General features: G+C 72.8%; 8 protein-coding genes. 5 read left to right on the forward strand and 3 right to left on the reverse strand.

Features of this window, described 5'->3' with window-relative positions; genetic code table 11:
• Positions 1-164: 164 nt before the first annotated feature.
• A complete protein-coding gene (locus EF903_RS26275) occupies positions 165-686 on the reverse strand; it encodes a MarR family winged helix-turn-helix transcriptional regulator (RefSeq protein ID WP_125547219.1) in 522 nt (173 codons plus the stop codon).
• A 236-nt stretch (positions 687-922) separates the two neighbouring features.
• On the opposite strand from EF903_RS26275, the gene ilvA reads away from it, so the two are divergent.
• From ilvA to EF903_RS26290, 3 genes are all read left to right on the forward strand, one after another.
• The gene (ilvA, locus tag EF903_RS26280; RefSeq protein WP_125547221.1) at positions 923-2,155 is read left to right on the forward strand and encodes a threonine ammonia-lyase; all 1,233 of its coding nucleotides are present in this window, start codon (positions 923-925) and stop codon (positions 2,153-2,155) included.
• Between the two features lie 105 nt (positions 2,156-2,260).
• Complete coding sequence (locus EF903_RS26285) at positions 2,261-3,343, forward strand: ATP-binding cassette domain-containing protein (protein WP_125547223.1); 1,083 nt, start codon at positions 2,261-2,263, stop codon at positions 3,341-3,343.
• Positions 3,340-4,131, forward strand: coding sequence for an ABC transporter permease (locus EF903_RS26290; RefSeq protein WP_125547225.1), 792 nt, complete (start codon positions 3,340-3,342; stop codon positions 4,129-4,131). Before EF903_RS26285 ends, EF903_RS26290 begins: the two co-directional genes overlap by 4 nt.
• Positions 4,132-4,224: 93 nt before the next feature.
• On the opposite strand, the gene greA is transcribed toward EF903_RS26290, so the two are convergent.
• The gene (greA, locus tag EF903_RS26295; RefSeq protein ID WP_125547227.1) at positions 4,225-4,722 is read right to left on the reverse strand and encodes a transcription elongation factor GreA; all 498 of its coding nucleotides are present in this window, start codon (positions 4,720-4,722) and stop codon (positions 4,225-4,227) included.
• Positions 4,723-4,959: 237 nt separating this feature from the next.
• Positions 4,960-5,373: a DUF4307 domain-containing protein gene (locus EF903_RS26300; RefSeq protein ID WP_125547229.1), complete on the reverse strand. Its 414-nt coding sequence runs from the start codon at positions 5,371-5,373 to the stop codon at positions 4,960-4,962.
• A gap of 122 nt (positions 5,374-5,495) precedes the next feature.
• Here EF903_RS26300 and mca point away from each other — a divergent pair, with 122 nt between their 5' ends.
• Positions 5,496-6,383, forward strand: coding sequence for a mycothiol conjugate amidase Mca (gene mca / locus EF903_RS26305; RefSeq protein ID WP_125547231.1), 888 nt, complete (start codon positions 5,496-5,498; stop codon positions 6,381-6,383).
• On the forward strand, positions 6,380-6,619 hold the full coding sequence (locus EF903_RS26310) for a hypothetical protein (RefSeq protein ID WP_125547233.1): 240 nt from the start codon (positions 6,380-6,382) through the stop codon (positions 6,617-6,619). Before mca ends, EF903_RS26310 begins: the two co-directional genes overlap by 4 nt.
• The last annotated feature ends 242 nt before the right edge of the window (positions 6,620-6,861 follow it).

Raw genomic sequence — 6,861 nt, forward strand, 5'->3', positions numbered from 1 at the left:
GCACGGCGACGTGCAGGAGCCGCCCCGCCGCGCCCGCGACGAACGCCTCGAACTCGGCCCAGCGCCCCGATCGGTGGTCCACAGGAGACATGGTGCGGGCAGCGCCACGGCCCCGGTCAAGGGGTCGGACGCCGCGGAGAGGGCCGCCGGCCGCGGGCGCCGGCTCAGGAGGCGGGGCCGGCCTCGGAGACGCTGCCCATCAGCTCCGAGAGGGAGCCGTTGAAGCGGGTGAGCAGCGCGGTGAAGGACTCGCGCTCGTCCTCGGTCCAGCCGTCGGTGACGCGGGCCATCAGCTCACGGCGCGAGTGCCGGACCTCCTCCAGCCGGGCCAGGCCGCGCGGGGACAGGGCGAGGACGACGGCCCGCCCGTCCTCCGGGTGCGAGGTCCGCTTGACCAGGCCGGTGTCCACGAGGGGGGCGACCTGCCGGGTCACCGTCGAGGAGTCGATGCCCATGCCGCACGCGAGCGCCTTGACGCCCATCGGGCCTTCCAGGTCGAGCCGGTTCAGCAGCAGGTACGCGGCGCGGTCCATCGAGTTGCGGGCCTGCCCGACCCCGCCGAGGCGGGTCTGCTCGGCGCGGCGCGCGAATACGGCCACCTGGTGCTGGAGCGCGTCCAGGAGACCGGCGTCTGCGGGCGTCTCGGCCACCGCGGGCAGGTCGGAATTGGCCGGGTTGGAAGGCATGGCCGTGTGCTCTCTTCACGTGGGGCCGACAAGGATGGGGGACAGCGTACGCGGCGCCGCGGCGGCTCGTACGCCCCGTGGAAGAACTGATACGACCGGGACGAAGCCGCTACGGACGAACCCCGCGAAGCCGTCCCGCATGGCCGGATTTCGACCCTTGTACGCCCTGTGCCGGGTCCGCCCCCGGGCGATCCGCGGCGTACGCCCCGATCCGCGCGGGCTGCGAGACTGGCCCCATGAACTACCGCGTGCCCCAGCCCGTCCCGCAGGTCATCCTCGACGACGTACGGGGGGCGCAGAAGATGCTCTCGGGTGTCTCCCGGGTCACGCCGATGGAGGGCAGCCGGCACCTCTCCGCGCTCACCGGCTCCCCCGTCCACCTCAAGTGCGAGAACCTCCAGCGGACCGGTTCCTTCAAGCTCCGCGGCGCCTACGTCCGCATCGCCGGCCTGCGTCCCGAGCAGCGGGCCGCCGGCGTCGTCGCCGCCAGCGCCGGCAACCACGCGCAGGGCGTCGCCCTGGCCTCCTCCCTCCTCGGCGTCCACGCGACCGTGTACATGCCGGTCGGGGCACCGCTGCCGAAGGTCGCGGCCACCCAGGAGTACGGGGCCGACGTACGCCTGCACGGCCAGGTCGTCGACGAGGCCCTCGCCGCGGCCCAGGACCACGCCGAGCGCACAGGCGCCGTCTTCATCCACCCCTTCGACCACCGGGACGTCATCGCCGGCCAGGGCACCCTGGGCCTGGAGGTCCTGGAGCAGTGCCCGGAGGTCCGCACGATCCTCGTCGGCATCGGCGGCGGCGGGCTCGCCGCGGGCATCGCGATCGCGGTCAAGGCGCTGCGCCCCGACGTGCGGGTGGTCGGGGTGCAGGCGGCGGGCGCGGCCGCGTACCCGCCCTCGCTGCGCGCGGGCCACCCCGTCGCGATCGACAGCCCGGCCACGATGGCGGACGGCATCAAGGTGGGCCGCCCCGGCGACATCCCCTTCCAGATCATCGGGGAGCTCCTGGACGACGTCCGCACCGTCACCGAGGACCAGCTCTCCAGCGCCCTGCTGCTGTGCCTGGAGCGGGCCAAGCTGGTCGTCGAGCCGGCCGGCTGCGCGCCGGTGGCGGCGCTGCTCGCCGAGCCGGAGCGGTACGCCGACGGGCCGGTGGTGGCCGTCCTGTCCGGCGGGAACGTCGACCCGCTGCTGCTCCAGCGGATCCTGCGGCACGGCATGGCCGCGGCGGGCCGCTACCTGTCGCTGCGGCTGCGGGTCGCCGACCGGCCGGGCGCCCTGGCGGGGCTGCTGGCGGTGCTGTCGGACACGGACGCGAACGTCCTCGACGTCAGCCACATCCGCACCGACCCGCGGCTCGGGCTGACGGAGGTCGAGGTGGAGCTGCATCTGGAGACGAAGGGCCCGGAGCACTGCGCGGCGGTCGCGCGGGCGCTGCACGGGGCGGGGTACGCGGTCGTCGGCTGAGCGGCGGCGGCGCCGGATTCGCCGGAACCGCGCGCGGGAATACCGCCGCCACCTTAGGCTTTGCGGGGGAAACACCCGATTCCGCTCCCCGTGGGGAGGACCTTCATGCCAGGCGCCATCCATGCCGAAGGTTTGGTGAAGACCTTCGGCGAAGTACGGGCACTGGACGGCGTCGACCTCGACGTGCCGCAGGGCACGGTCCTGGGGCTGCTCGGCCCGAACGGAGCGGGCAAGACGACGGCCGTCCGCTGCCTGACCACCCTGCTGCGGCCGGACGCCGGCCGGGCCGTCGTCGCCGGCGTCGACGTCCTCAGGCACCCCGAAGAGGTGCGCCGCTCCATCGGCCTGTCCGGTCAGTTCGCGGCCGTGGACGAATACCTCACCGGCCGCGAGAACCTCCGGATGGTCGGCCGGCTCTACCAGCTGGGCGCCCGGGAGGCGAAGGCGCGCGCGGACGAGCTGCTCGACCGCTTCCACCTCGCGGACGCCGCCGACCGGATCGCGAAGACGTACTCCGGCGGCATGCGCAGGCGTCTGGACCTGGCGGCCGCGCTCGTCGTCCGGCCGCCCGTGATGTTCATGGACGAGCCGACGACCGGTCTTGACCCGCGCAACCGCCAGCAGCTGTGGGACGTCATCCAGGAGCTCGTGGCCGGCGGCACCACCCTGCTCCTGACCACCCAGTACCTGGAGGAGGCCGACCACCTCGCGCACGACATCGCGGTGGTCGACCACGGCCGGGTCATCGCGCGCGGCACGTCCGACCAGCTCAAGGCGCGGACGGGCGGGGAGCGCGTCGAGGTCGTCGTGCACGACCGGGAGCGCATCGGCGAGGCGCGGGCCGTGCTCGCCGGCTTCGGGGAGGGCGGCACGGCGTACGAGGAGCACACCCGCAAGCTGACGGTGCCGGTCTCCGGCGGGGCCCGGCTGCTCGCGGAGGTGATCCGCGAGCTGGACGCCCGCGGCATCGAGATCGACGACATCGCCCTGCGCAGGCCCACCCTGGACGACGTGTTCATCTCCCTGACGGGCCACGCGGCAGCGCTGAACGGCCAAGGTGGCGGAAACGGCGGGAACGGCAAGGCCGGAGCGAAGGACAGAACCGGGTCGGAGGACAGGACCGGGCCGGACGGTGAGGCAGGCGCGCCGGTCCGCGGTTCCGGGGCGGGCGGGAAGTGGTCGGAATGAGCAGCCTGAGCGACTCCCTGGTCATCGCGCAGAGGAACGTCCTCCGTCTGACCCGGATCCCCGAAATGGTCGTCTTCGGCCTGGTCCAGCCCATCATGTTCGTGGTGCTGTTCAGCTTCGTCTTCGGCGGCTCGATGATGATCGGCGGGTCGACGAGCGCCGCGGGCTACCGCGAGTTCCTGATGGCGGGCATCTTCGCGCAGACCGTCACCTTCGCCACGGCCGGCGCGGGCGCGGGCATCGCCGACGACATGCACAAGGGGCTGATCGACCGCTTCCGCTCCCTGCCGATGGCCCGCGGCGCGGTCCTCACCGGCCGCACCCTCGCCGACCTGGCGCAGACCACCCTCACCCTGGGGGTCCTCGCGATCGTCGCGCTGCTGGTCGGCTGGCGCATCCACGAGGGCATCCCCAAGGCGCTCCTGGCCTTCGCCCTCCTGCTCCTCCTCGGCTACGCCTTCTCCTGGATCGGCGCCCTGATCGGCCTGTCCGTCCGCACGCCCGAGGCCGCCACCTCCGGGGGGCTGATCTGGCTCTTCCCGGTGACCTTCGTGTCGAACGCCTTCGTGCCCACCGAGAACATGGCGGGCTGGCTCCAGCCCATCGCCGAGTGGAACCCCTTCAGCGCGACCGTCCAGGCCTGCCGCGAGCTGTTCGGGAACCCGGGCGTGTCGGCGTCGGACGCCTGGCCGATGGAGCACCCGGTGACGGCTTCGGTGCTCTGGTCGGTGCTGATCGTCACGGTGTTCCGCACGCTGGCGGTGCGCAAGTACCGCCGCGCGGAGTGAGCCCGGGAACGCGGTAGCCCCCTCGGACGGACATCCGAGGGGGCTGCGGCATGCGGCCGGCGGGCGGGCGGGGCCGCTGGTCGGCCGGTGCGGTCAGCCGGTGAACGGCTTGACGTCGAGGATCTTGACCATCGCCGTCTTGCCGTTCGGGAGCTCGTAGTCGGCCTCCTCGCCGATCTTCTTGCCGAGCACGCCGGCGCCGAGCGGCGACTGCGGCGAGTAGGTCTCGATGTCCCCGGACGCGTACTCGCGGGAGGCCAGCAGGAAGGACATCGTGTCGGTCTCGTCGCCGTCGAAGGCGATCGTGACGACGGTGCCGGGGGCGACCTCGCCGTCGCTGGCCGGGGCCGTGCCGACCTTCGCGTTCTCCAGGAGCTGCGTCAGCTGGCGCACGCGCAGCTCCTGCTTGCCCTGCTCCTCCTTGGCCGCGTGGTAACCGCCGTTCTCGCGCAGGTCGCCCTCCTCGCGGGCGGCTGCGATCTTCGCTGCGATCTCCGTGCGGGCGGGACCAGAGAGGTAGTCCAGCTCGGCCTTCAGCTGGTCGTACGCCGCCTGGGTCAGCCAGGTGACGCTGTCGCTCGTCTGGGTCACGGGTGCTCCTCGTCGGTACAGGGGACTGCTTGTCCGCCGGTGGCGGGCGAAACCACGAGCCTAACAATTCGGGAAGAAAAGGGGGAGGACACCGTGTGGAGAAGTGTGTCATCGGGCCCGTGAGCAGGAAAGTGTCCGGACGGACGTCCGAACCGGGCCGCGCCCGGCAGGGGCCGGGCCTCGGGGGCCGGCCGGCGGACGCGGAGGCGGAGGCGGGCGCGGGCGGCGGGGCCGGGATCAGCCCGCGGAGCCGGCCGCCTGGCAGCCCACCAGCTCGACCGCCGTGGCGCGCGCGGTCGTCTTCAGCGACACCAGCTCGTCCACCCGCGACGCCTGCTGCGGGAAGGTGAAGTCCGCCCGGCCCACCTCGCCGTGGCCGCGGTCCTGGGAGATCAGGGTGCACACCCCGGCGACCGAGGCGTCCTTGCGGACCTCCAGGTGCACCTGTACCTCGGAGTCCGACACCACCTGGAACTTGATCACCTCGGCGCTGACCGTCTGCCCGGCGACGTAGTCCCAGCCGATCCAGCCGACCACGGCGAGCAGCGCGGCGCCCAGCACCGAGCCGGCGACCTTCAGCTTGCGGTCCGCACGCTCGTCCGCCGACCGGCCGTAACGGCCCTCGGGCAGTCCCTCGCGCACGGTGTTCATGATCGTTCCTTCCGGGAGGCCGGGCGGGCGCTGGATTTTCCGGTCTCACCCCGGAATTTTTCCACCCCCCGGTTCGGTCACTATAGAAGCCGTCCGCCTGACGAATCACAGAGGATCCTGTCTTGACCGAGCAGCTGCGACTGATGGCCGTCCACGCGCACCCCGACGACGAGTCGAGCAAGGGCGCGGCCACGATGGCCAAGTACGTGTCCGAGGGGGTGCCCGTGCTGGTCGTGACCTGCACCGGCGGCGAGCGCGGCTCGATCCTGAACCCCAAGCTCCAGGGTGACAAGTACATCGAGGAGAACATCCACGAGGTCCGCGCCAAGGAGATGGAGGAGGCCCGCCAGATCCTCGGCGTCGAGCAGGAGTGGCTCGGCTACGTCGACTCCGGCCTCCCGGAGGGCGACCCGCTGCCCCCGCTGCCCGAGGGCTGCTTCGCCCTGGAGGACGTCGACGAGGCGGCGGGCCGCCTGGTGAAGAAGATCCGCGCCTTCCGGCCGCAGGTCATCACCACGTACGACGAGAACGGCGGCTACCCGCACCCCGACCACATCATGACCCACAAGATCACGATGGTGGCGTTCGACGGGGCGGCCGACACCGAGAAGTACCCGGAGGACGAGTTCGGCCCGGCCTTCCAGCCGCAGAAGCTGTACTACAACCAGGGCTTCAACAAGCCGCGCACCATCGCCCTGCACGAGGCGCTGCTCGCCCGCGGCATGGAGTCCCCGTACGGCGAGTGGCTGGAGCGCTGGAAGGAGTTCGAGCGCACCGAGCGGACGCTCACCACGCACGTGCCGTGCGCCGACTACTTCGAGATCCGCGACAAGGCGCTCATCGCGCACGCCACGCAGATCGACCCCGACGGCGGCTGGTTCCGCGTCCCCATGGAGATCCAGAAGGAGGTCTGGCCCACCGAGGAGTACGAGCTGGCGAAGTCCCTCGTCGACACCTCCCTCCCCGAGTCGGACCTCTTCGCGGGCATCCGGGAGAATGTCCCGTCATGAGCGCTACCCACGCAGCACTGACGCAGCTCCTCCCGCTCGCGGCCGACACCTTCGACAAGAACAAGGTGACGCCGGGCGTCCTGGGCTTCATCGTGTTCGCGGCCCTCGCCCTCGCGGTGTGGGGCCTGATGAAGTCGATGAACCGGCACATGGGCAAGGTCGACTTCCAGGAGACCGCCGAGCCGGCACCGGCCGGCGCGCCCGGCGCGCCCGGGGCGGGCGACAGGGCGGCATAGCCGCCCTCCCCGCGGCGGCGGCTTCCGCCGCGGGGACGGCCCAGCCGCCTCCCCGGCCCGCCGGAGGGGCGGCCTCGGCGCACGCCCGCGGCCGCCGGGAGGCGGCGCCCGGCGGCGCGCCCGGACCCGGCGCCCGGCGCTTGGGCGGCCACCACTCGACGTGCGCGCCCGGGGCGCCGGGGACCCGGCCCCGCCGCAGCCGCCCCCTCCGCTCGCCCCGGGCGCGCACGTCGAGTGGTGGC

Origin of the sequence: Streptomyces sp. WAC05292 (genome assembly GCF_003949955.1) — a bacterium.
GTDB lineage: Bacteria > Actinomycetota > Actinomycetes > Streptomycetales > Streptomycetaceae > Streptomyces > Streptomyces globosus.